At 76.1% G+C, this 23,783-nt stretch carries 21 protein-coding genes; 8 read left to right on the forward strand and 13 right to left on the reverse strand.

Annotated features, from left to right (window positions below; translation table 11 throughout):
• Together G6556_RS06155 and G6556_RS06160 are read right to left on the reverse strand one after the other, a co-directional pair.
• A partial coding sequence (locus G6556_RS06155) for a hypothetical protein (RefSeq protein WP_166939510.1) occupies window positions 1–684 on the reverse strand: 684 nt, incomplete at its 3' end.
• Between the two features lie 163 nt (window positions 685–847).
• Window positions 848–1,471, reverse strand: coding sequence for a hypothetical protein (locus tag G6556_RS06160; protein WP_166939512.1), 624 nt, complete (start codon window positions 1,469–1,471; stop codon window positions 848–850).
• 519 nt (window positions 1,472–1,990) lie between these two features.
• Between G6556_RS06160 and G6556_RS06165 the strand changes: the two genes are divergently transcribed.
• The 8 genes from G6556_RS06165 (at window position 1,991) to G6556_RS06200 (ending at window position 12,023) form a co-directional block, all read left to right on the forward strand.
• Window positions 1,991–2,623, forward strand: a complete 633-nt coding sequence (locus G6556_RS06165) for a hypothetical protein (RefSeq protein ID WP_166939514.1) — start codon at window positions 1,991–1,993, stop codon at window positions 2,621–2,623.
• 93 nt (window positions 2,624–2,716) lie between these two features.
• The gene (locus tag G6556_RS06170; RefSeq protein ID WP_166939516.1) at window positions 2,717–3,301 is read left to right on the forward strand and encodes a S26 family signal peptidase; all 585 of its coding nucleotides are present in this window, start codon (window positions 2,717–2,719) and stop codon (window positions 3,299–3,301) included.
• A gap of 5 nt (window positions 3,302–3,306) precedes the next feature.
• Window positions 3,307–5,769 carry an Ig-like domain-containing protein gene (locus G6556_RS06175; RefSeq protein WP_166939518.1) on the forward strand — a complete coding sequence of 821 codons (2,463 nt, stop codon included), beginning with the start codon at window positions 3,307–3,309 and terminating at the stop codon, window positions 5,767–5,769.
• Between the two features lie 223 nt (window positions 5,770–5,992).
• Window positions 5,993–6,634, forward strand: coding sequence for a hypothetical protein (locus tag G6556_RS06180; protein WP_166939520.1), 642 nt, complete (start codon window positions 5,993–5,995; stop codon window positions 6,632–6,634).
• Between the two features lie 193 nt (window positions 6,635–6,827).
• Entirely contained in the window at window positions 6,828–9,410 is a 2,583-nt protein-coding gene (locus G6556_RS20160; protein ID WP_166939522.1) for a helix-turn-helix transcriptional regulator, read from the forward strand.
• Between the two features lie 35 nt (window positions 9,411–9,445).
• On the forward strand, window positions 9,446–9,802 hold the full coding sequence (locus G6556_RS06190) for a VOC family protein (protein ID WP_166939524.1): 357 nt from the start codon (window positions 9,446–9,448) through the stop codon (window positions 9,800–9,802).
• 134 nt (window positions 9,803–9,936) lie between these two features.
• Entirely contained in the window at window positions 9,937–11,178 is a 1,242-nt protein-coding gene (locus tag G6556_RS06195) for an MFS transporter (RefSeq protein ID WP_166939526.1), read from the forward strand.
• Window positions 11,179–11,231: 53 nt separating this feature from the next.
• Window positions 11,232–12,023: a phosphatase PAP2 family protein gene (locus G6556_RS06200; RefSeq protein ID WP_166939529.1), complete on the forward strand. Its 792-nt coding sequence runs from the start codon at window positions 11,232–11,234 to the stop codon at window positions 12,021–12,023.
• Between the two features lie 47 nt (window positions 12,024–12,070).
• Here the strand turns inward: G6556_RS06200 and G6556_RS06205 are convergent, their stop codons facing one another.
• The 11 genes from G6556_RS06205 to ftsW all read right to left on the reverse strand — a co-directional run.
• Window positions 12,071–12,619: a Na+/H+ antiporter subunit E gene (locus G6556_RS06205; protein ID WP_166939531.1), complete on the reverse strand. Its 549-nt coding sequence runs from the start codon at window positions 12,617–12,619 to the stop codon at window positions 12,071–12,073.
• A complete protein-coding gene (locus G6556_RS06210; protein WP_166939532.1) occupies window positions 12,616–14,385 on the reverse strand; it encodes a proton-conducting transporter membrane subunit in 1,770 nt (589 codons plus the stop codon). The genes G6556_RS06205 and G6556_RS06210 overlap by 4 nt, the downstream gene beginning before the upstream one ends.
• Before the next feature lie 3 nt (window positions 14,386–14,388).
• Complete coding sequence (locus G6556_RS06215) at window positions 14,389–15,882, reverse strand: proton-conducting transporter membrane subunit (RefSeq protein ID WP_166939534.1); 1,494 nt, start codon at window positions 15,880–15,882, stop codon at window positions 14,389–14,391.
• On the reverse strand, window positions 15,879–17,333 hold the full coding sequence (locus tag G6556_RS06220) for a proton-conducting transporter membrane subunit (RefSeq protein WP_166939536.1): 1,455 nt from the start codon (window positions 17,331–17,333) through the stop codon (window positions 15,879–15,881). The genes G6556_RS06215 and G6556_RS06220 overlap by 4 nt, the downstream gene beginning before the upstream one ends.
• A complete protein-coding gene (locus G6556_RS06225) occupies window positions 17,326–17,637 on the reverse strand; it encodes an NADH-quinone oxidoreductase subunit K (protein WP_166939538.1) in 312 nt (103 codons plus the stop codon). Before G6556_RS06225 ends, G6556_RS06220 begins: the two co-directional genes overlap by 8 nt.
• A complete protein-coding gene (locus tag G6556_RS06230; protein ID WP_166939539.1) occupies window positions 17,634–18,614 on the reverse strand; it encodes a DUF4040 domain-containing protein in 981 nt (326 codons plus the stop codon). The genes G6556_RS06225 and G6556_RS06230 overlap by 4 nt, the downstream gene beginning before the upstream one ends.
• Window positions 18,611–18,907: a monovalent cation/H(+) antiporter subunit G gene (locus G6556_RS06235; protein ID WP_166939541.1), complete on the reverse strand. Its 297-nt coding sequence runs from the start codon at window positions 18,905–18,907 to the stop codon at window positions 18,611–18,613. The genes G6556_RS06230 and G6556_RS06235 overlap by 4 nt, the downstream gene beginning before the upstream one ends.
• Window positions 18,907–19,164 (reverse strand): monovalent cation/H+ antiporter complex subunit F, encoded by a 258-nt coding sequence (locus G6556_RS06240; RefSeq protein ID WP_166939543.1) that lies wholly within the window; start codon window positions 19,162–19,164, stop codon window positions 18,907–18,909. Before G6556_RS06240 ends, G6556_RS06235 begins: the two co-directional genes overlap by 1 nt.
• 139 nt (window positions 19,165–19,303) lie before the next feature.
• Window positions 19,304–20,917, reverse strand: coding sequence for an ATP-binding cassette domain-containing protein (locus tag G6556_RS06245; protein WP_166939544.1), 1,614 nt, complete (start codon window positions 20,915–20,917; stop codon window positions 19,304–19,306).
• A 313-nt stretch (window positions 20,918–21,230) separates the two neighbouring features.
• The gene (locus tag G6556_RS06250; RefSeq protein ID WP_346774753.1) at window positions 21,231–22,568 is read right to left on the reverse strand and encodes an FtsW/RodA/SpoVE family cell cycle protein; all 1,338 of its coding nucleotides are present in this window, start codon (window positions 22,566–22,568) and stop codon (window positions 21,231–21,233) included.
• Window positions 22,565–23,783: putative lipid II flippase FtsW (gene ftsW / locus G6556_RS06255; protein WP_166939548.1), on the reverse strand; the 1,219-nt coding region annotated here is incomplete at its 5' end. The genes G6556_RS06250 and ftsW, both read right to left, overlap by 4 nt.

Here is a 23,783-nt window from a genome sequence, read left to right on the forward strand (position 1 = left end):
GCGGAGCAGCGAGGGTGCGCCGGGGTCTGGCGGCCGGGGGTCCCACCTGCGACGGGCGAACCTCACGAACAACCTGCCCTCCTCGCGCAGGGTCGGCGTGCCGTCGTAGGCACCCATGCCCCAGGTCCACAGCATCCCGTCCGCCTCGCCCCCGTCACCGAGGAGCAGGGTCGGGGCGTGCTGCCGGCAGTCCGGCTGGTTCGGGCGCTCCTCGAATGCGTGCCACTGCGCACGACCGGTCTGCCGCTCGAGCACCAGGCGCACGTAGAACGACAGCCCCTCCGCAGCCACCTGCGCCCGGCGCATCCCGGCCGCGGCCGCGCGCTGCTCCGGGGAGTCCTGCTGGAACCCGCACGGCGTGGGCCAGAACGCCGGTAACTCGTCGTCGCCGACACCCGGGCAGCCCTGGTCCACGAACGCCACGAACCACCGCCACAGCGGCACCAGCGAGGCCGAGGAGCCATCCATCTCGTCCAACGGACCGGCGGTGGCGTGCATCCACGCCGCCAGCTCCCGCAGCCGCACCGGCTCCAGGGCGATCACGTGCTGCACGAGCTCCTCAGCCTGCTCGCGCGTCGTCTTCTCGAAGTACATCGTCACCTCGGGAAGCCCGTGTTCTCCGGGGGCGTCGCCGCCCGCGCGCGACGCGGCGGAGTCCATCGAGCCACGTGCCGCAGCCGACACGGGTCGTCCGTCTCCTCGCCCACGGCCGGTCGCCGCGGTGGGCTGGAACCTATCCGGGCGAAGAAGGCGGCACGGCCCAGATGGGCGCCGTTCACCCCATCGGCTCAGCGCGAGGTGGGTCGCCTTCGGCCCGGACGCCCGCAGGGAACAGGGACGGTCTCCGTCACGTCACCGGCGCCGGCGTGAGCCTGGCGCCGGTGACGCCGACCGCCCGGAGGTCTCGTGCGATCGCGGCGCTCACGACAACCGTGAGTCCTGCGATGCGGGACGGCATGTGCACCACACGGCCATAGGCCTCGACGTCTCGCGCGGGGGTGTGCCAGGTCGTCATCCCGTGGCCGGCGAGCTTGGCCGGCGAGTAGAAGTAGCGCCCGGGGGTGCCGAGGCGGGGGTCTCGCTCGGTGAGCTCTTCGTCCAGGACGTCGTGGTGAACGGGGAAGTGCGGGGTCCAGTAAGGCAGGTCCTCACCCCCGCCATGCCGAACCACCCCCGGCAACCACTGCACCTCGTCCTTCGGGCCGAGGTGCGCGTCCAGCACGTCCCGCACCCGCGGGCTGACCAGGCGCACCCCGTCGACCGTCCAGACGAGGTCGAACGGCTCGCGAGTCGTCGACAGCCATCGCCACGCGGGCATGCCCGCGTCGTCGATCCGGCCCGGTCCGCTCAGGCGTCGCTCGAGCTCGTGGTCGTGTCCGTCCGGTTCTGCGGCGAGCGAGGCATCGGCCGACGCGTCGGCGGAGAGCTCGTACCACTGGGGCTGCGTGTGCTCGAGGGCGGGAAATCGCACGTCATCTCCATCGGTCGTGGTCCGAGCGCCTTGAGCATGCGGTACGGATGACGGCCGGGCCCTCCTCCACGACGTCACGGAAATGGTCCGGCCCACTCGGTCGACGCCCCTGACCGGGGCGTGGGGGACGTGCCCTGTGGCCTCCGCCGTCTGCCCGTCGGACTGGTGGCCACGGGACGTTGGTCCTGCGAAAACCGCCCTGAGTGCGTCGGAGCCCGCACGGTCCCCGGGCGCCTGGGTGCGGGCTCAGGACCTTCGTCCTAAGGGGGTGCTCAGATGGCTGCGGAAGGCGCACGAGCGCCGCCCGCATTCCGGGCCATATTCCCCTGACATTCGCCTTCGGTCGGCTCATTCCCTCGGCGGCCAACTTAGTCTTGTAGCGGCAAAACAGCCGTTGGCGCACGCATCGAGCCTCCTCCGAGGGTGGATGCACCGGCGCCATTGATTCCCACCCTTTCCGAAGTCCTGCGCACCTTTTCGCAGGCCGGGACATCCCATGAGACGGAGATCGTGAGAACGATGAACCACACGACCGAGAACGGCGAGAAGAAGTCGCGCAAGAAGCTCTGGGCCGTCGTCGGCGTCGGCGCCCTGGCCGTCGGCCTCGCCGGCGGTGGCGCGCTGACCACCCTGTACACCAGCATCACCGGCAACGACTTCCGGACCGCGGTGCCCGAGGAGTACGACGAGAACCGTCCGGAGACCGAGACCGAGGGCGCGCTCCTCAAGATCGCCGGTGACCCGATGGTCCACGAGTTCGACTCGTCCACGCACAACGACCTCGTCCAGGCGTCCTGGACGCTGACGAACGAGGGCAAGGCGGCGGCGCCGTTCGACGGCACCTTCGTGCCGGTCGGCGCCATCTCCCCGGAGCTGGCCGCCGCGCTGACCGTCGAGTACGGCGTGCACGGCGCTGGCGGCGCGATCGAGGGCTGGGTCCCGGCCGGCACGCTCGCCGACCAGGTCAGCTACGCCGAGGCGCTGAACCTCGGCGACTCGACGATCGCCGGTGGCGAGGAGCGGCCGATCACGGTCCGCGTCGTGCTGCCGGACCCGCGGGTCCTCGCCGACGACGAGAACATCGGCGCCGAGCTGCGGGTCGTCGCGAACTTCACCGTGTCGTACATCGACCCGCTGGACCGCACGGCCTGATCCCGCGACCCGCGCGGGGACGCACGGCACCACCACCGCCGTGCGTCCCCGCGCGGCTCCACCCACCGATCCGCCCGCCCCGAGAGGACCGGCATGCAGCCGCTGCGCATCACCGTCCGATCCCTGGCCGTGGTCCTGCTCGTCGTGATGGGGCTGCCGCTCGGGTGGACCGTCGTCACCGGCGACTTCTTCATGACCGTCACCGGGCGGTCGATGTCCCCGACGTACGAGATCGGTGACGTCCTCCTGGTCCGGCAGCCCGTCGGCGACGAGCTCGACCAGGTCGGCGCGATCGTGGTCGTGAAGTTCAACGACGACCCCGACGACGCCGCCCAGTACGTGCACCGCGTGGTCGAGCCCACGGCCGACGGCGCGTGGCTCCAGGGCGACAACAACGAGACCCGCGACCCGCGGCCCGTCCGGCCCGAGGCCGTCCTGGGCACGCCCCGTCTCGCGATGACCGGGCCGGTAGCCACCGCGTTCGACCTCAGCCAGAACCCGGTCGGCCGGGTGGTGCTCGCCGCCGCGGCGCTGACCCTGCTGCTCGTCCCGGTGCGCCGCTCCGCGGCCACGCCGCCCGGTGCCACGCCGCCCACGGCCCCCGCGCCCGCACCCGCGACCGAGGACCCGACCGCCGACGCCTCCCGGGGCGAGCCGGCGCTGACCACCGGAAGGTGATCGACATGACGATCGTCCCCGCACGACGCCGGCTCACGGCAGCCGTCACCGGCGCGTTCGTCGTGTCCACCCTCCTCGCCCTCACCCCGGCCCAGGCGTCGCCCGCTCTCGACGACACGGAGCCCCAGGCCCTGGTCGAGGCCCTCACGACCCCCGACCTGACGGCCCCCGACGCCGAGCCGGCCGACGCCCCGCCCGCGGACGCCCTGGCGCCCGACGCCGACCCCGCCGACGCCGACCCCGCCGACGCCCCGGGTGCGAGCCCCGCGGACGGTGACGAGCCCGCCGGTGCGCAGGAGCAGCCGCCGACCGCGCAGGACGACGTCGTCGCGGAGCCCGAGCCCGAGCCCGTCGTGCGCCTCGTGGTCGACTCCCTCGACTTCGGGGGCCCTGACGCGACCCCGGGCGACGGCGTCTGCGCGACGGCGGCCGGCACGTGCACGCTGCGGGCCGCGCTCGAGGAGTCCAACGCGCTGAACCGCCCGGCGGGCGAGGTGCTCATCACCGTCGCCGAGGGCCTGTCCGGCAACATCGTCCCGGACGGCACGAACACCGCCGCGGCGAGCAACCGCCCGAACTGGATGTTCCCCACCGCGACCGGCAGCCCGACGGTGTCGACCCGCGACACCGGCGGCGCGTTCTACCGCGTCACCGCGCCGGTGACGATCGACCTCGACAACCGGCTCAGCATCAACGACGGCACGTACGCCACGTCCGAGGGCGCGGCGTTCTTCGTCGACGGCCCCGGGGTGACGTTCCGGAACGTGTCGCAGATCTTCGGCTCCGGCTCCTCGTTCGTGATGGGGCCGAACGCGGACGGCGTGCTGATCGACGGCGGCGAGACGCGCACGCGGGCGTCGAACGCGCCCAAGCGGTTCATCACCTTCCGGAGCGGGTCGCGGAACGTGACGCTGCGCAACTACACGGTGTCCGGGTTCGCGCACCACGCCACCGGCACCACCGCGAACGCCTCCCGGACGGGGCTGCTGTGGTTCGACTCGGCGGCCAACACGACGTTCACGAACTACACGATCGACAACGTGCTGTTCGACTACCCGACCTCCGGGTCCTGCACCGCGACGGACGGGACGGGCTGCGCCACGTCGCTGATCGACTTCCGGTTCCGCAACGCGAACAGCAACATCCGGGTCGTCGACTTCACGTTCACCAACTCCCGGGTGCAGAACATGCCGGGCGTGAAGGGCGTGTTCGGGTTCCCGTTCAGCGACGGCGAGACCGTCGCGACCAATGACGGGATCCGGAGCTACGGCGTCCAGCTGACGGACCTGCAGATCACCGACAACGAATTCGTCAACAACCGCCGGCACAACCCCTCGTCCGCGGACCCGAAGAAGTACGGCGCCTTTATCGTCCTGCCGATCACCCAGATGGTCGGGAACAACGTCATCGCGCGCAACTACTTCGAGCGCGCGGAGCCCGGCGTGACCGGGGGCAACGTGGCCGGGCTGAACCCGTACGCCATCTACCACCGTGGCCTCAGCACCGGCAACAACAACACCATCCAGGCCAACATGGCGATCGTCGACAACCACTTCGACGGGTACGCGTCCGTCTCGACCATCCGGTTCCACCACGTCGGGCAGGAGACGGTCGCCCGGAACACCTTCGGCACCCGCACCGGCGGCTCCAGCGCGGGCGCGGCCGAGGAGACCTCCACCGGGAACGGCCTGTACGTCACCTCGGGCAACCAGTCCAACCGGAAGATCAACACCTGGTACCCGACCGCTGCCGTCGCCGCACGGCAGGCGGACCAGCTCTGCCGGGCCGAGGTCGAGGTGACCGCCCTCTCCGGCACGGGGAACCAGGTCCCGCAGACGCCGATCTACCTCGACGTCTACTGGACCACGGACCGGACAGCGGAGGTCTACCTCGGCACCTACGGCCCGTTCGACAGCCAGACCGCGCAGCGGCTCGCCGTCGACCTGCCGGAGGTCGGCAGCCCGGCTCTCCGGTGGATCGCGGAGCAGCACGGCGCGAACGTGCCGGTGGACCCGGACACGGACGAGGTGCACGGCTTCGTCCGGTTGCAGACGCACTCCGCGGCGGCCCGGGGTTCGGCCGCCGACGGCGACCTGGAGTCCTCGCAGTACAGCCGGGTCGCCGCGCTGACCGGCAACTGCGCCGTCCCGCCGGACGCCCCGCGCCTGGACGCGACGACGGGCATCGTCGTCACCGGGTGGGCGCAGCCGGGCGCAGAGGTGGTCGTCACGCAGGCCGACACCGGTGCGGAGGCCTGCCGGGCGGTCGCCGACCCGGAGACCGGCCGGTTCGCGTGCTCGCCGGCGACCTGGCTCCTCATCGGGGCGGTGGTCGACGCCTACGCCCGCGACTGGCACGGCAACGTGTCGCCGGTCGCCAGGGTCACGGTCGCGTTCACCGGGCCGCACGTGGAGCTGCGGTCCGTGCCCCGGGTGCAGCTGGTGGACGCCCTGCCGCGGGCCGCATGACCGGTCCCGGCGCGGACCAGGACGACCACGGGCGACAGGCACGACAGAGGAGACCACGATGGACGACGGACGGCGGACCGACGCGGAACGACCCGGCCCACGCCCGCCGGCCGGGAGCCGGCCGTCCCGCGCACGGCCGGACCGCGCACGGCGGGACCGCGCGCGGCGGGACCGCGGGTGGCGGCGCCGGACGGCCGGCGTCGCCGCTCTGGTCGGGGCGGGCGTGCTGCTGCTCACCGGCGGGGCGGCCCCGGGGGCGGCGCACCAGCGCGGCACCGTCCCCGCGCCCGGCCCGGTCACGGTGGTCGGCGCACCCCTCGTGCACACCTTCGACCTCGACGTGCCCGGCGACCTCGTCGAGGGCCGGTGGACCGTCACCGGCGACCGCGCCGCCGCGGTGCCGTACGACGGCGTCCTCGAGCCGGTCGGGGTCGTCTCCCCGGACCTCGCCGAGGCGCTCGTCGTCGAGTACGGGCGCGTCGACGCGGGTGGCGAGGTCCTGAGCTGGCACGACGCGGGGACGCTGGCCAGGCCGCAGACCTACGGGCACGCCCTCGCAACCAGCCCGGCGGTCAGCGCGGGGACGCCCACGAGCATCCCGGTGCGCGTGTCCTTGCCCGACCCCGGGCCGCTGACGGCGCTGCCCGGCCAGGTCCTCACCGTCGAGGCCCGGTTCGCGATCAGCTACCTCGACGACGGGTCCGGGACCTCGCAGGGCCTCGCCGTCACGGGCCTGTGGCCCTGGTGGCTCGCGGTGGCGGCCGTCCTGGTGGCGCTCGGGGCGCTGCTGTCCCGGGCGCGACGCGCGCCGGACGACCCGTCGCAGCACGCCGGACCGGGGACACCGCCCGCGACGCGTCCGTGACCGGCCGCACCGCGGCGGAGATCCGTGCTGGTGAGCCCGTTGCGCTCGGGACCCCGCGGTGCTCCACTGGGGATCGGTGGGGCCTGAGATGGAAGAGGTCCGCGCCATGGGGATAGTGGTTCCTCTCCACACCGACCCGCCGGGCGCCGACGGTGCGATCGGTGCGCGGGAGCGGGAGGCGGAGGAGCGGAGCGTGCCCGTGCGGGACGTCGAGGTCCAGCGCGTCGTGGACCTGGTGGTGCGCGGTCGGAGCGTGCGGCTCATCGGGGGTCGGTGGTCGGGCCGGACGTCGCTGCTGCGCGCGGTCGAGCACGCCCTCACCGAGCGCGGCCGGGACGTCTTCCGCGTGACGGGCGCCCGGGACGTCCCGGACCTCGAGGTGCTCCGCGTCAGCCTGCCCCCGCGGGTCGGCGGAGAGCTGGGGGCGCACGACCTGGCGTTCGCGCAGGTGTACGCCGTGCTGCAGGCGCACCTGTCCGGCGGCGGACACACGCTGGTGATCGACGACGCGGACCTGCTGGACGAGTCGTCGCGCGGGGTGGTCCGCCTGCTGCACCAGCGGCTGGGCGTCCCGGTCGTGGCGACGACGCTGCCGTCGCGGGACCGGGAGGACGCCGGCGCGTGGCTCGCCGAGACCTCGCAGCCCCTGGTCCAGCTCCACCTGGACGGCATGCCGGTCGAGGACCTGCACGAGCTGCTGCACGAGCGGGCCGGCGGGCCGGTCGCACCGAGCGTCGGCGCCCGGATCCACAGCGACTCCGCCGGCATCCCGGGCCTCGCCCTGGCGATCCTCGACGGCGCGATCGGGCACGGCGCGCTGCACCGGGTCGGCGACACCTGGACGGGCGAGCACGTCTGGTCGCCCGAGATGCAGGGCGTCTACGCGACCTACCTGGCCAGCCACCGCCCGGAGGTCCGGGACGCGGTGGGGGTCCTCGCGGTGACGGGGGCGCTGCCGTTCGCCCTGGCGCTGCAGCTGCTCGGGGCCGAGATGCTCGACGAGCTCGACGCGACGGAGCTGATCCAGACGGTCCCGGCCGGTGCGGCGCACCTGGTGGTGCTCAACCCGCCGGGGCTGGCCGACTACGTGGACCGGCACCGGCTGACGGGTCGGCACCGGCGGCTGCTCACGGCCGCGATCGAGCGCATCGTCGACGGACGGCCGGTCCCGGACGAGGAGACGGCCCGGGTCCTGGCCCGGCTCCGCGGGCGGCTCGACCGGGGCGAGGGAGCGGGCGCGCTGACGACGGCCCCGTCCCGGGCGGAGTTCGTCGGCGGGATCTTCGCGCAGGGGCTCGGGGCGGACGTCACGGCGGCCACCGAGCAGTGGCGGGGCGGCAAGCGGGTGCGCGACGCGGTCCCGCTGCTGCGGGTGCTGCTGTGCGGCACCCGGGACCGGCTCGCGATCGAGAACGTGCTGGCGCAGACGGACCTGACGACGGACGTGGAGACGTTCGAGTACGTGGAGCTGTGCTACCACCGGGCGCGGTGGCTGGTCGCGCAGGGGGTCAGCGTCACCGAGGTGGAGGCGCAGGTCGGGCGGCACCTGCCCGCCGCGATGCGCTACCGCGAGGCGGTGTCCAGCCTGCTGTACGTGGTGGCGGCGGAGTTCGACGGGCTGCCCGCGGACTACGAGGACGTCCTGGCCCCGAGGACCGCGGCGCCGGGGCTCGACGCGGCCGCCGCCCGGGTGGCTCTGGCGGCGTGCCACACGATCGCGGGCCGGCACGAGCGCACGGTGGCGGTCCTGGACGTCGACCGGCAGGAGTGGCCGCGGTTCCTGCGGGAGAGCGCCGACGCGCTCGTGGGCCTGTCGCTGTACGGGCGGGGCGACTTCCTCGCGGGCCTGGCGCACGGCCGGGCCACCGCGAGCCGGGCGACGGCGGAGCTGTCCCGCTCCGCCTACGTCAGCGGCTGCCTGCTGACTGCCCTGTGCCTCGGTGCCCGGCTGGAGCTCGACGCCGCGCGCCGCGAGCTGTTCCCGGTGCTGTCGTCCGGCGCGATGGCGGGGACCCTCGTGCTGCCGCCGGACCGCGCGGTCCGGGTGCTGCTCGCGGCGCTGTCGATCTACAGCAGCCACGAGTCGGTGTCCGCGGGCCTGCTCGACCTGGCCTCGGGGGACTACGGCTGCGGCGAGGCGCTGCCGTTCGCGAACCCGGCGTGGACGACGGCGATGGAGCTCTACGCCCACGGCCGCGCCGCGGAGGCCGCGGGCGTCCTGGACGACGTCAGCGCCCGGCTGCGCGCCAAGGGCTTCGCGCTGGCGGCGGACGTGACCGAGATGAACCGGATGATCGTGGAGCTCGACCCGGCCCGGGCACCCGCGTTCGCGGCGGTGGCGCAGCGGCTCGGCGGTCCGCTGTACGTGGCCTACCTGGACGCGAAGCAGGCGTCGTACGACCGCAAGCCGCAGGACCTCGTCCGGGTCGCGCACCGGCTCGCGGACGAGGGGGTCGCGGAGCAGGCGGTCCGGTGCTACCTCAACGCGGCGGGGATGTTCCTGCTGGACGGCGACCCGGTCGCCGCGGCGGAGGCGCGTGCGGCCGCCCGCGCCCTGCAGGCCCGGCGCCAGCTGCCGCCGGCGCGCGCCGACGAGGCCCGGCTGACCGAGCGCGAGTGGGAGGTCGTGGAGCTCGTGGCGCTCGGGCACTCGAACGCCGCCGTCGCCGAGCGGCTGTTCCTCAGCTCGCGCACCGTGGAGAGCCACCTGCGCAACATCCGGCGCAAGACGGGCATGGAGAACCGCGCGGCGGTCGCGAGCCTCCGCCGGGGCTGACGCGCGGCGACCCCGCCGGGCCCTACGGTGTGGCCATGACGACCCTCGCCGTGGGCATGATCACCTTCGACACCACCGACGCCGTCGCCCTGGCGACGTGGTGGGCCCGGCACGTCGGCGGGACCGTGCGCGACGAGGCGGACGGCTGGTTCGTGACCGTCGACCGGCCCGACGGCCCGGCGCTCGCGTTCCAGAAGGTCGCCGACCCCACGCCCGGGAAGAACCGCGTGCACGTCGACCTGCGCGCGCAGGACCGGGAGGCGGCCGTGCGTGCCCTGCTCGCGGACGGCGCGACGCTGGTGGCGCAGCAGACGATGCCCGGGTTCCGCTGGACGGTGCTCGCCGACCCCGACGGCAACCAGTTCTGCGTCGCGCAGGCGGACGGCGCCTGACCCGACCCCGGCGGGCGGACTCGTCCCGGCCGGGGCCGACCCCGACCGGTCGGTAGGATCGCCCGGCAGCGCCGCGATCGCCCCGCCGACGGCGCCCAGGGACCTCGAACCGCGGAAAGGCGGCGCAGCCGGCCGTGTACTCGCTCCTCCTGACGATCGTCTACGTCGCGTTCATCAGCCTCGGGCTGCCGGACTCCCTCGTCGGGTCGGGGTGGCCGGTGATGCACGAGGACCTCGGCGTGCCGCTGGCGTCCGCCGGGATCCTCACGATGATCATCGCGGTCGGGACGATCGTGTCCAGCCTCGCGTCCGACCGCCTGACGCGGCGGTTCGGCGCCGGTCTGGTCACCGCGGTGAGCGTGGGGATGACGGCGGCCGCGCTCGTGGGCTTCTCGCTGTCGGGGTCCTTCTGGATGCTGTGCCTGTGGGCGATCCCGTACGGCCTGGGGGCCGGGGCGGTCGACGCCGCGCTCAACAACTACGTCGCCGTGCACTACGCCGCACGGCACATGAACTGGCTGCACAGCTTCTGGGGCGTGGGCGCCTCGATCAGCCCGTTCATCATGAGCTACGCCCTCGGCACCCGGCTCGGGTGGTCGGGCGCCTACGGGATCGTCGGCGGCATCCAGATCGCCCTGACGATCGTGCTGCTCGTGAGCCTGCCGCTCTGGGGCAGGGTCGACGCCGTCCGCGCGGCCGGGTCCGCGGGCGCCCCGGACGCCGCCGTCGACGGCGGGGACGACCCGTCGACGACCGGCCGCGCGCACGTCCCGCTGGCGCAGGCGCTGCGCATCCCGGGCGTCCTGCTGGTCCTCACCGCGTTCTTCGCCTACTGCGCGCTCGAGAGCACCGCGATCCTCTGGGCCTCGACCTACCTCGTGACCGACCGCGGGGTCGACACCGCCACCGCCGCGGCGTTCGGCTCCCTGTTCCTGCTGGGGATCACCGGCGGGCGGTTCCTCGCCGGGTTCGTCGCCGACCGCATCGGCGACACGCTGCTGATCCGCGGGGGCTTCGCGACGGTCGCGGTCGGCGTCGTGCTCATCGCGCTTCCCGTCGGGACCGACGTGCTGGCGCTCGTGGGCCTCGTCGTCGCCGGGCTCGGCTGCGCGCCGATCTACCCGGCGATCATCCACTCCACGCCGGTCAACTTCGGCCGCAGCAGCTCGCAGGCGATCATCGGCATCCAGATGGCGGCGGCGTACACGGGCTCGACGCTGGCGCCGCCGCTGTTCGGGGTGCTGTCGGCCTGGGCGGGGACCTGGATCTTCCCGCTGTTCGCGGCCGTGCTGGTCGCGCTGGGGCTCGTCATGTCCGAGCGGCTGAACCGGCTCGTCGCGCGGCGCGCCCGGGACAGGTCCGCCGCGACGGTCTGAGACCCGGCGACGCTCCCCGGGCGGGCGCGGGCGAGTCCTGCGACGATCACCCGATGCCCCGCGAGCCCTGGTACGCCCGGACCGTCACCGCCGCCCGACGGTCGTCACGCGCCGTGTGGGCGCGCCGCGGGGAGCTGCGCGACCCGACGTCGCGCGCCGCCGTCGTCCTCGGGCTGCTGCTGGTGGTCGTGGGGATCACCGGCCTGCTCGTGGTGCACGACGCGGTGGCGGAGGGCGACGACCTCGCGGAGGCCGACCTGCCGGTGCTCGACTGGCTGGTGGCGGCGCGCGGGCCGGGGGTGACGGCGTTCCTCACGGCGGTCTCGGCGGTGACGGGACCGAGCGTGCTGCCGGTGGTGGTCGTGGTCGCGTGCCTGGTGTGGGGCCTCGTGACCCGCTCCTGGTGGCAACCCGCGCTGCTCGCCGGCGCCATGGTGCTGTCCACGCTGGTGTCGGTGGCGATCAAGTCGGGGGTGGCGCGGCCGCGGCCGCCGCTGGACACCATGACGGTGCCCGGGTCGGAGACGACGTACTCGTTCCCCTCGGGGCACACCGTCGGGACGGCGACGTTCCTGCTGACCGTGGGGTACCTGATCTGGATCCGGAACCCGCACGTGCGCTCGCTGGTGCTCTGGGCGCTGTCGACCGGCGTGGGCATCCTGCTCGTGGCCGGGAGCCGGCTGTACCTGGGCTACCACTTCCTGACCGACGTCACGGCCGGGTTCGCGCTCGCGGTGGCGGTGCTGGGCGTGGTGGTCGTGGTCGACCGGCGCCGGGCGGTGCGGGCCGCGCGGATGACGGCCGGGGCCGGCGGCGACGACGCGGGGGCGACCCCGGCGGGCTGAGGTCCCGACCCGCGGGGGTCGCCCGCGGACCGGCGATCCTCACCCGGTCAGGCGTCGAGCACCGCGGCGATCCGTCGCTGGAGCTCGTCGACCTGCGCGCGGGCCGGCAGCCGCCGGTCGAGGACGTGCAGCACGAGCACGTCGCCGCGCAGGTCGACCGACAGGGCGCCCGGCATCAGGGTGCTGAGGTCGGCGCACAGCACCCGGGCCGCCCCGCGCGGCAGCGTGAGCCGGTGCTCGAGCAGGACGGGGTCGGTGTCGACCGGGGTGCGCAGGGCCCGGAGCGCGACGTCGACCCCGCCGAGCACGGTCCGCCAGAGGAACCAGCCCGCCAGCCGGAGGGCCGGCGGGGTGCGCCGGAGCAGCCGGAGCGGCCGGCCGCCCGCGGGGACGAGGGCGAGCGACGCGGCGGTCACGAGCGGCACCACCGCCGCGCCGTACCCGGCCACGGAGAGGTCGCCCTCGGACACGGCCCACCAGGCGACGGCCAGCAGCGCGGCCCGGGCGAGCCCCGCCCGGGCGACGCGCGCGATCCCGCGCCTGCGGCCGACAGCGCCCTGCCGCGCCGGGTGCGCCGCTGCGACGCGCCCGGTCACGGCGTCACCGCCAGGGCGATCCCGGCCACCGCGGCGACGGCGAGCAGCGCGACCCCGGAGGGCACCCACCCGGACAGCCGGGCCTCGGCGCGCTCGACCCGGTGCGCCCGGCCGAGGGCGTGCGCGGCGCGGACCACGGCGGCCTGCGCCCGGTCCCGGACCTCGGCGACCCGGTCGCCCGCGGCCGGGAGCGCGGCGAGCAGCGCGCCGGTCGCGCGCTCGACCGGCACGAGCACGTCGCCCGCGGGCACGAGCGGCTCGGGCTCCCCGGTCGCCACCCGCTGCGGCAGCCGTCCCGTGCGGGCGGCCACGACGGCCACGCAGGCGAGCGCGACGCCGAGCAGCACCGGCCACGCGGCGTCCCACAGCGTCACCGCGTCCAGCCGGGGCACCCGCAGCACGGGGGCCCACCGGTCGGCGAGCCACCAGGTGGCGCCGGTGCCGCCGAGCACCAGCACCGCCCAGGTGACCAGCGGGGCGTCCAGCCCGTCGCGCCCCGGCTCCGGGCCCGCGAGCAGCCGGACGGCGGCGCGCGCGAGCAGGAGGGTCGACACGGTGCCGACGAGGGGGAGCAGCGCGGTCACGTCGACGAGGAGGGGCGCGGGGGCGACCGCCTGCTTCGCCGCGTACTTGGCGACGGACCCGCTGCCGAGCGGCGCGCCCGCCACCGCGAGCGCGAGCACCGCCGTGCCCGCGACCACGAGCCCGCGCCACCGCCCCGCGCCGTGCCGCCGCCAGACCGCCACCGACAGGAACAGCCCGCCCTTCGCGATGCCGTGGTGCACGGCGTAGACGACGGCGGCGAGCACGCAGGCGGGGGCGAGGTCCGGCGCGACCAGGGCGACGCCGACGAGCACCGCGAGGAACCCCATCTGGCTCACCGAGGAGTAGGCGAGGGCCACCTTGGGGTCCCGGGCGAGCACGCCCGGGACGAGCGCCCCGAACGCCCCGACCAGGGCGAGCAGCACCAGCGCCGTACCCCAGCCCGGCAGGGCGACCTCGCCCAGCGGGAGGAACCGGAGCCAGCCCACGAGCCCGGCCTTCACCATCGCGCCGCTCAGCACGGCGCTGGCCGGCGGCGGCGCCGCGGGGTGGGCCAGGGGCAGCCAGCCGTGCAGCGGGACCAGGCCCGCCTTGATGCCGAAGCCGAGCAGCAGCAGCCCGACGATCGTGCCCGTGTGCGGCGAGGCGGCGACGGCGGCCGGGGCGTCGGCGAGCCGCAGCCCGCCCGCGGACACGACGAGCACGACGGCCGCCAGCACCGCGACCTCGCTGACCACGCCGAGCGTCAGGTACGCGCGCCCCGCCCGGCGGGCGGCGGCGGTCCGGTCGTGCGCGACCAGGCCGTAGGCCGCGACGCTCATCACGGCGTAGCCGACGGTGAAGGTGGCCGCGTCCGCGGCGACGAACGCGGTCGCGTTGCCGACGAAGCAGGTGAGCAGCAGCGCCGCGAGCACGGCCGCGCGGCCGCCCCGGGCGTGGGCGGCGGTGGCCAGCGTCGCGGCGTACAGCACGGCGGCGGTCAGCAGCAGCGGCCGGCCGACCTGGTCGAGGGTCGCCGAGGTGCCGAGCAGCAGCCAGGGCAGGTCGAGGTCGCCGGCCGCCGGTCCGGCGACCGCCAGCGCCGCCGCGGGCAGCAGCGACACCGGCGCGGCGCGGACCAGCCGGCGCCGGGCCCGGTCGCCGGGCGGGCGCAGGGCCGCGAGGGCGAGCGCGCCCGCGGTGCCGGCGGGGGCCAGGGCGGCGAGCAGCCAGAGCCAGGTCATCGGTCAGCCTCCCTGGACGATCAGCCAGGCCATCGACAGCGGCGCGAGCGGGACGCCGGCGGCCACGGCGGCGAGCAGGGAGCACCCGGCGGTGACGAGCGCGGGGACGAGCAGGGCGGGCGGCGCCTCCCACCGGGCCCGGGTGCCGGACCGGCTGGTCGAGCCGGGCCGCCCCCACCACATCCGCCCGACGACCGGCAGGAAGTAGGCCGCGTTGAGCAGCGACGACACGACCAGCACGACGAGGACCCAGGGCTGCCCGGTGTCCACCGCGCCGAGCCCGAGGTACCACTTGGACACGAACCCGGCGACGGGCGGCAGCCCGATCATGCCGAGCGCCCCGACGGTGAACGCGGCGCAGGTCAGCGGCATCCGGCGGCCCGCGCCCGCGAGCTCGGAGACCCGGGTGGCGCCGAGCGTCTGCGCGAGCAGGCCCGCGCAGAAGAACAGCGTGATCTTCATCAGGCCCTGGTGCACGACGTGCACCACCCCGCCGACGGTCGCGACCGGGCTGAGCAGCGCGACGCCCAGCGTCACGTAGGCGACCTGGGCCACCGTCGAGTACGCGAGCCGCGCCTTGAGGCCGTCCTGGCGCAGCGCGCGGACGGAGCCCCACAGGATCGTCGCGCACGCGACCACGAGCAGCGGGCCGAGCAGGCCCAGGTCGGCGGCCACCTCGACCCCCGCGAGCTCGTCCACCACGAGGACGACGCCGAACACGCCGGCCTTGACGACCGCGACCGCGTGCAGCAGCGCGCTGACCGGTGCGGGCGCGACCATCGCGCGCGGCAGCCAGCCGTGCAGCGGCACGAGGGCCGCCTTCACCGCCAGCCCGACGAGCAGCAGGGCGAGCGCGGCCCGCGCGGCCCCGGGCTGCTCGGCGGCGAGGGCGGCGACGGCGGGGCTGCCGCCGCGGGCGAACTCGACCGGGCCGGCCAGCGCGGTGAGCCAGACGGCGCCGAGCAGCAGGGCGACCCCGCCGCCGAGCGTGTACGTCAGGTACACCCGCGCGCCGCGCAGCGCGGCGGCCGTCTGCTGGTGCGCCACCAGCGGGTAGGTCGCCAGGGTCAGCAGCTCGTAGAACACCACGAACGTCACGAGGTTGCCGGACAGGGCGATGCCCGAGGAGGCGACCACGCACAGCGAGAAGAACCCGAAGAACCGGGACCGGTGCCGCCCGTCCGTCCGCAGGTACCCGATCGCGTACACGGTGGTCAGCAGCCAGAGGAACGCCGACAGGCCGAGGAACAGCAGCCCGAACGGCTCGACGCGCAGCACCAGGTCGACCTCGGGCAGGAACGGCACCCGCCACTCGAACCGGCGACCCGCGAGCACGGGCGGGATCAGCGCGACGACGAGGCCGACCTTCGCCAGCGCACCGGCGAGGTTCAGCGTCGTCCGGGTGCGGTGCCGGTCCTCGGGCAGCAGGAAGATCGCGACGGCGGGCACGAGGGAGCTCGCGAGCACCAGGACCGGCAGCCAGGTCGTCGTCGTCATCCGGCCGGCACCGCCCCGACGAGCAGCAGGTCCACGAGCCAGGCCGAGCCGACGCCGGTGCCGACGGCGAGCACGGCCAGGGTCAGGGCGGGCCACCGCGCACCGGCGGGGACGCCTCGGCGAGCGGCCGCCGGGTCGGGGTCGGGGCGCAGCGCGACGCCGAGCACCCGGGCGGTCGCGGACGCCGTGAGCAGGCCGCCCACGAGCAGCACCGCCACGGCCCACCAGGCGCCCGAGGTCACCGCGCCCTCCAGCATCCGCCACTTGCCGGTGAACCCGAGCGACGGCGGCAGGCCCGCGAGGCACGCGCCTGCGACGCCGAAGGTGAGCACCACCATCGGCGCGCGGGTCGCGGTGCCCGCGAGGTCCGCGACCCGGTCCCCGCCGGCCACGCCGACGAGGGTCCCCGCCGCGAGGAACAGGGCGGCCTTCGCGAGCCCGTGCGCGAGCAGCAGGAGCAAGGCGCCCTCCCAGGCGAGCAGGGCGCCGGTCCGGGCGCCGTCCGGGGCCGCCGGGTCGAGCGCCGGCAGCGCGAGCGGCAGCAGCAGCACCAGGTAGCCGACCTGCGCCACGGTCGAGTACGCCACGAGGCGCTTGAGCCGGTCCTGGCGCAGGGCGAGCACGCCGCCCCACAGCACGGCCCCCGACCCGAGGACGGCCAGCACGACCGCGAGGCCGGCGTGACCGCCGAGCGCCGACCACAGCCGGACGAGCACCACCAGCGAGCCCTTGACCACCAGGGCGGACAGCAGCGGGCTGACGGTCGTGGGCGCCGCGGCGTGCGCGTCCGGCAGCCAGGCGTGCAGCGGCGCGAGCACGGCCTTCACCCCGAGGCCGACGGTCGCCAGCGCGAGCACCGTGCCGAGCGCCGGGCCCGGCGGCAGCGCACCCGCCGCGAGCTCCAGGGTGAGGGTGCCGGTGCGGGCGTGCACCAGCGCCACGGCCACGAGGAACGCGAACGAGCCCAGCACCGCGACGCAGAGGTACCGCAGCGCGGGCGCCAGCGCCCGGCGCCCGCCCAGCGCGACCAGGCCGACCGCGCCGACGGTCATGAGCTCCAGGGCGACGTACGTGGTGAACAGGTCGCCGCTCACCAGGACCGCCTGCAGCCCCGCGACGGTGACCAGGGTGAGCGGCCAGGCGGACGGCCCGCCGGCGGCCGCGGGCCGGGCCACCGCGTGGCCCAGGACGGCCAGCACGACCACGGCCGCGAGCAGGCCGACCGCCGCACCCAGCCCGTCGAGCCGCAGCGCGATGCCGAGCGGCGGCTCCCAGCCACCCGGGGACCCGCGCAGCGGACCGTCCCGCAGCACGGCGACGACGGCCGCGACCGCGAACCCGAGCTGGGCGGCGGCGACGGTCAGCCCGACGGTCCGCCGCCAGGGCAGCACCGCGGTGGCCACGGCGCCCGCGAGCGGGAGCAGGACCGGGAGCAGCAGCAGGTCAGCCATGGCCGTCCCCGTCCCCGTCCGCGTCGGCGTCGGCCGCGGCGGCGTCGACCCGCCGCACCAGCACGAGCGCCAGCCCCGTGACGGCGACCGTGATGACGATGCCGGTCAGCGCGAGCGCCTGCAGCACCGGGTCGGCGGTGCCCGTGCCTTCCGAGCCGAGCGCGACCAGCACGAGCAGGGTGCCCGCGCCGGCGACGTTCAGCGCGATGATCTGGCGCAGGTGGTCCCGGGTGGTCAGCAGGCGCGCGGCCCCGAGCAGCGTCACGACGGCGCCGAGGACGAGGAACGTGTCGGGCGCGCTCATCGCGGGGCCTGCCGGTCGGGGGCCGGTGCGGCGTCGGCCGGCGGCGTGGGGGCGGCGACCCGCCGGTCCGGCCGGGCGGCGAGCACGAGCGCCGCGAGCCCCGCGCCGATCGCGACCACGAGCACGGCCTCCAGGGCGAGGACGGCGGCGGCGCCCCACGGCGGCGCGAGCGCGAGCCACGTGCCGGCGAGCAGCCGGGTGCCGCCGGCGAGCGCGAGGAACCCGGCGAGCCCGACGACCACCGCGGGCGGCAGCCACCGGCCGGTGGGCACCAGGTCGCGCCGGCCGGTGAGCGCCAGCAGCAGCGCGGCGCCGGCGAGCAGGGCGCCGGCCTGGAACGCGCCGCCGGGGCGGGACGACCCCGCGACCAGGAACCAGCCGACGAGCAGCAGCACCAGCGGCACCGCGAGGTGCACGAACCCGCGCAGGACGGGGCGGGTGTCGGCGGGCAGGGCGACCGCGGCGAGCGTGCCGTCCCGGTGCAGCGCCAGCGCCGCGAGGACGGCCGCGGTGAGCACGGCGATCTCGAGCAGGGTGTCGAGCGCGCGCAGGTCGAGCAGCACGGTCGTCACCGGGTGGCTCACGACGCCGTCGGCCTCCCGCGCGAGGTCGCCGAGCCGGCCGGGTCCGGCGCCGTCGCGGCGTGCCCGCACCAGCACCCCGCCCAGCAGCGCGCCGGCCGCCGCGGCGGCGCCGAGCGGGAGCAGCGCCGCCCACGACCGGCGCGCCCGGTCCGGCTCCGCGGGCGGGCGGCGCCCGGTCACCGCCGACACGAGCAGCGCACCGGTGGCACCCGAGGCGATCGCGGCCTCGGCGAGCGCGACGTCCGGGGCGCCGAGCCGGGCCCACACGAGGACGAGGAGCAGACCGAGGACGAGGAAGAGCAGCACGCCGGAGCCGGCCCGCGGCGCGAGCAGCGTCGCGACCGCGGCGACCAGGACCGCGGCGGCGAGCAGCACGTCGAGGAGCGCGGTCACGGGCCCGACCCGGTCCCCGGGGGCGGGGCCGCACCGCGCGCCAGCAGCGCCCCGTTCGTGGCGGAGGCCAGCAGGGCGAGCAGCCACAGCAGGCCGAGCTTCGCCGCGACCGCCCACCCGGGCCCCTGGACGACCAGCCCGAGCACGACGAGGCCGAGCCCGAGGGTGTCCGCCTTGGTCAGCGCGTGCAGGCGCTGCGACAGGTCGGGGAACCGGAGCAGCCCGACGGTCCCGGCGGTGACGAACAAGCAGCCCGCGGTGACCAGCACGACGGTCAGCGCGTCGAGGAGCATCACGACCACCCCCGCTCGGCGGCGACGCGGACGACCACCGTGACGGTGGCCAGCGCCACGAGCGCCAGCGCGGCGTCCCGCAGGGCCGGGGTGCCGGTGGCGTGCGCGAGCACCACCAGCGCGGCGGTGCCGGTGGTGGACAGCAGCAGCAGGGCGGTCGTGCGGTCGCGGGTGGTCGGGCCGCGCAGCACGCGCGCGGCCCCGACCACGACGTTGAGGACGAGGACCGCCGTGGCGGCCAGCAGGAAGGTCGTCACCGTCGGCCCCTTCGGGTCGGGCGGGAGGTCGGCTGGGTACCGCGAGCCCGAGCGGGGGGTCGGGCTCGCGGTACGCCAGACCGTAGGTGGTCGCGGACCACTCAGTGCCGGCCGCCGACCACCTACTCAGCGGCCCCGGTCACGCGGGCAGCTCCGGGAGCCGCCGCATCCGCCCGTCCGCGCCGAGCTCGATCACGGTGCCCACCCCGATGCGCTCCAGGAACGGCCGGTCGTGGCTCACGACCAGCAGCGCGCCCCCGTAGGCGTCGAGCGCCTCTGCGAGCTGCGCCACGCTGGCGAGGTCGAGGTTGTTCGTCGGCTCGTCGAGCACCAGCAGCTGCGCGGGCGGGTCGGCGAGCAGCAGCCGCGCCAGCGCGACGCGGAACCGCTCCCCGCCGGACAGCGTGCGGACCGGCCGGTCGACGGCGTCGCCGCGCAGCAGCAGCCGGGCGAGCTGGTTGCGCAGCGTGCCCGGCGGCGTGCCCGGCGCGACCGCCTGCACCGCGGCGAGCGCCCCGGCCTCGTCGTCCAGGCCGTCGAGCCGCTGCGGCAGGTACCCGACGGCGTCGGTGAGCAGCCGCCCGTGCGGCCGGCCGGGGGCGGGCGCGGCGCCGGTCACCAGCTGCTCCAGCAGCGTCGTCTTGCCCGTGCCGTTCGCGCCCACGAGGGCGACGCGCTCCGGCCCCTGGACGACGACCGTGCTGGCCGTGCTCGTGTCCACGAGCTCGGCGATCCGCCGCCCGCGCGGGACGCCGGGGTCGGGCAGCACGAGCCGGATGTGGTCGTCGTCCCGGACGCGCGCGTCGGCGGCGTCGACGGCCGTCTGCGCGGCCCGGACCCGGTCGTCCAGCGTCGAGCGCAGGGCGCCCGCGGAGGCCTGCGCCCGGCTCGCGCGGTTGCCCGCGAGGATCTTCGGGATGCCGCCGTCCCGCTGGGTGGCGCGGGCGGTGCGGGCGCGCCGGGCGAGCGTCGTCTCCGCCTCGGCGCGCTGCCGCTTCTCGGCCCGGAGCGCCTGCTGCGCGGACCGTGCGGCCTGCTCGGCGGCGGCCTGCTCGGCCTCCCGGTGCTCCTGCCACGCGCTGTAGGTGCCGCCGAACGTCTCCAGGGTGCCGTCGTGCAGCTCGGCGACCCGGTCGACGTGCTCCAGCAGCTCGAGGTCGTGGCTGACGACCACCAGCGTCCCGGGCCACTGGTCGACGATCCCGGCGAGCCGGGCGCGCGTCGGGCGGTCGAGGTTGTTGGTCGGCTCGTCCAGCAGCGTGACCGCCGTGCGGCGCAGCCGCAGGCCGGTGACCGCGATCAGCATCGCCTCGCCGCCGGACACCTGCGCCACGCGCCGGGTGAGGTCGGCGGCCGTGAACCCGATCTGGTGCAGGGACTCGCCGGCCCGGGCCTCGATGTCCCAGTCGTCGCCGACGGCGTCGAAGTGCCGCTGGTCGACGTCGCCGGACTCGATCGCCCGGAGCGCCGCGAGCGTGCCGTCGATGCCGAGCAGCTCCGCCACGGTGGTGTCCCGGGCGAGCGTGAGCGTCTGGGGGAGGTACCCGACGTCGCCGGCGACCTCGACCGTGCCGGACGTGGGTGTGAGCAGGCCGGCGACGAGCCGGAGCAGGGTGGACTTGCCGGCGCCGTTCCGGCCGACCAGGCCGGTGCGGCCGGCGGTGAACGTGCCGTCGACGCGGTCGAGCGCGACGGTGCCGTCGGGCCACTCGAGGGTGACGGCGCGCAGGGTGACGACAGGGGACGGGGACACGGGCGTGCTCTTCTCTTCCCCGCGGACCCCGCGCGCGGGGTGGGGGAGACGTGGTCGGGCAACCGGGGCGGCGCCGGACGGGGCGCGAGGGCTCGTCGCCGCGCGGTCGACGCCCTCGGGGCGGACCGGCGCTGCGCGTCGGACGACGGGGCGAGCCACCGGCGGTCCGATGGCTAGGCTCTGTCGACCTCGATCGTCTCCACGGACCGACCGTAGCAACCGGCGGCCGGCGGGCGCACCGGCTTTTCCGGGACGCGGGAGCCGCCGTGGACGTGCCGGCGCCGGCTCGCCACGGCCGGGCGCGCGGGGCGGCTCAGCCCGGCACCGCGGCGACGGGCGCGGACGGCTCGGGTCGTCGGGCGCCGTCCGAGACGCGCAGCAGCAACGCCGCCACCACCCAGTTGACCAGCAGCGACGACCCGCCGTACGCGAGGAACGGCGTCGTCAGCCCGGTCAGGGGGATCAGCCGGGTGAGGCCGCCGACCACGATGAAGCACTGCAGCGCGATCCCGAACGACAGGCCCGCGACCAGCAGCTTGCCGAACTGGTCGCGGACGTCGAGGGCGGCGCGCAGCCCGCGCTGGCACAGGAGCAGGTACAGCACGAGGAGGGCCGCCACGCCGGTCAGGCCGAGCTCCTCGCCGAACGACGCCACGATGAAGTCCGACTCGGCGTACGGGACGAGGTCGGGCCGGCCCTGCCCCCAGCCGCGACCCAGGAGACCGCCGTCGGCCATGCCGAACAGCCCGCGCACGAGCTGGCCGGAGCCGCCGGGGTGCCGCTCGAAGACGTCCGGGTCGAGCGCGTGCAGCCACACGTCGAACCGCGCCTGCACGTAGCCGAAGTGCGACGCGGCGACCAGCACCTGCGTCCCGGCCAGTGCGAGGCCGAGCACGATCCAGGACAGCCGCTCGGTCGCGACGTAGAGCATCGCGGTGAACACCCCGAACAGCAGCAGCGACGACCCGAGGTCGCGCTGGGTGAACATCACGAGCAGCGACACCGCCCAGACGACCAGCAGCGGGGCCAGGTAGCGCGCCCGGGGCAGCTGCAGGCCGAGCACCCGCCTGCCCGTCAGCGCGAGGTCGTCCCGGTGCACGACCAGGTATCCGGCGAAGAACACGGCCAGCGTGAGCTTGGCGAGCTCGCCGGGCTGGAACGACATCCCGGCCACCCGGATCCACACCCGGGACCCGTTGATCGTCGCGCCGATCCCGGGGGCCATCGGCAGCAGGAGCAGCAGCAGCCCGGCCACCATCGCGGTGTACGTGTACCGGCGCAGCAGGCGGTGGTCCCGCAGGGCCAGCAGCACCACGGCGGCGAGGACGACGGCGACGGCCGTCCACGCGAGCTGGCGGTCGGCGAGCGCGTCCCGGCCGCGGGCGACCCGCACCACGTCGAGCCGGGAGATCATCGCGAGGCCCAGCCCGTTGAGCGCGACGACCACCGGCAGCACGACCGGGTCGGCGTGCGGGGCGCGCCACCGGACCAGCCCGTGCAGCGCGAGGGCCGGGACGGTCAGGGTCGCGGCGTGCGCGGCGAGGTCGTCCGGCAGGGCGCCGGTCACGCCCAGCACGCCGAGCGCGTAGCCGGCGACCGCGACGGCCAGCGCCAGCAGGAGCAGGCCGAGCTCGGTCGTCCGGGCGCTCACCGCTCCCACCGCGGCCGCGCCGGGCCGCCGAGCCCGAGCACGGCGAGCGACCGCCGCACCGCCCCCGGGCGCGCGGCCAGCGCCTCGGGCACGCCGGGCTCCGTGCGCGCGCAGGCCAGCACCACCCCGAGGGCCAGCATCGTCGCGACCAGCGCCGACCCCCCGGCGGACACCAGCGGGAGCGGCACCCCGATGACGGGCGCCAGCCCGATGACGGTGCCGACGTTGACCAGCGCCTGCGACACCACCCAGCCGAGGACGCCGCCGGTGACGATGCGCGCGAACGGGTCGCGGTGCCGCCCGACCACGCGGATCAGCGCCAGCGCCAGCACCCCGAGCAGCGCCAGCACCAGCAGCGTCCCGGCCAGGCCCAGCTCCTCGCCGATGATCGCGAAGATGAAGTCGTTGTGCGCCTCGGGCAGGTAGGACCACTTCTGCCGGGACTGGCCGAGCCCCACCCCGAACCAGCCGCCCGACGCCAGCGCCCGCACGCCCTGGGTGGTCTGGTAGCAGCTGCCCAGCGGGTCGCAGTCCCCGCCCAGCCAGTCGCTGATCCGCTGCACCCGCCGGGGCGCGGAGGCGGCCACCGCGACGAAGGCCAGCGCGACCGCGGTGCCGCCGACGGCGAACAGCCGCAGCGGCGCACCCGCGACGAACAGCGCCGTCGCGACGAGGGTGGCCATCACCAGCGAGGTGCCGACGTCGTGCCCGGCGAGCGTGCTGACCACCACGACGACCGCCCCGGGCACCGCCGGGACGGCCGCGCTCCGCCAGTCGTGGATCGTGTCCTGCCGGTCCGCCAGCACCCGGGCGAGCCACAGCACCAGCCCGAGCTTGAGCACCTCCGCCGGCTGGCCGACGACCGGTCCCAGGGCGACCCAGCTCCGCCGCTCGCCCTGCCCGACCCCGAGCGGGGTGAACACGAGCACCTGCAGGAGCAGCGCCCCGAGCAGCAGCGGGCCCGCGACCCGGCGGTAGACCCGCAGCGGCACCCGCGAGGCGAGCAGCATGACGACCACGCCCAGCACCGCGAACCGCGCCTGCTCGGCGGCGAGCGCGTAGGGCGAGTTCCCGCGGGCGATCTCGCTGACGGCCGACGCCGACAGCACCATCACCTGGCCGAGCACCACGAGGGTCAGCGCGGCGCCCAGCAGGAGCTGGTGGCTCGCCGCGCCGTCGGGGCGGGGCGGCGAGCCACCAGCTCCTGCTGGGCGC

The sequence above is a fragment of the Cellulomonas sp. IC4_254 genome, assembly GCF_011603975.1.
Classification (GTDB): Bacteria; Actinomycetota; Actinomycetes; order Actinomycetales; family Cellulomonadaceae; genus Cellulomonas.